The 462-nt window shown below is 66.9% G+C and carries 1 protein-coding gene; it reads right to left on the minus strand.

Going from position 1 to position 462, the window contains the following annotated elements; genetic code table 11:
• On the minus strand, positions 1-462 hold a 462-nt coding region (locus G3I71_RS47240; RefSeq protein ID WP_164325111.1), incomplete at both ends, for a L,D-transpeptidase.

Here is a 462-nt window from a genome sequence, read left to right on the forward strand (position 1 = left end):
GAACCAGGCGGCGTTGCCGGTGCTCATGCCGGTGCATCCGTGGCTGACGTTGGCCACGCCGTGCGAGGAGACGGACCACGGCGCGGCGTGCACGTATTCACCACTCCAGGTGACACGGGTCGCCCAGTAGACGGGCAGGTTGTAGTACTCGCTGCCGCCGATGCCGACGGTGTCACCGCGCATCTGGACGTAGTACTGCTTGCCGAGCACCACCTTGATGCCGTTGCGGGTGGAGAAGCCGGGCTTGCCGGTGGTCACCGGAAGGGTCGTGACCACTTCCCCGTTGCGGCGGAACGTCATGTAGTGCGAGGAGGCGTCGGTGGTGACCTCCACCCGGTCGCCGAAGTCGATCTTGAGCGGCTTCGAGGCGGCGCCGTGGAGTTCGTCGGAGACCCGGACGCCCTCCAGGTTGCTCCGTACGGTGACGCTGGTGTTGGCCGGCCAGTAGTCCTTGGGCCGGAA

It is taken from the genome of Streptomyces sp. SID12501, assembly GCF_010550245.1.
In the GTDB taxonomy this organism is placed as follows: domain Bacteria; phylum Actinomycetota; class Actinomycetes; order Streptomycetales; family Streptomycetaceae; genus Streptomyces.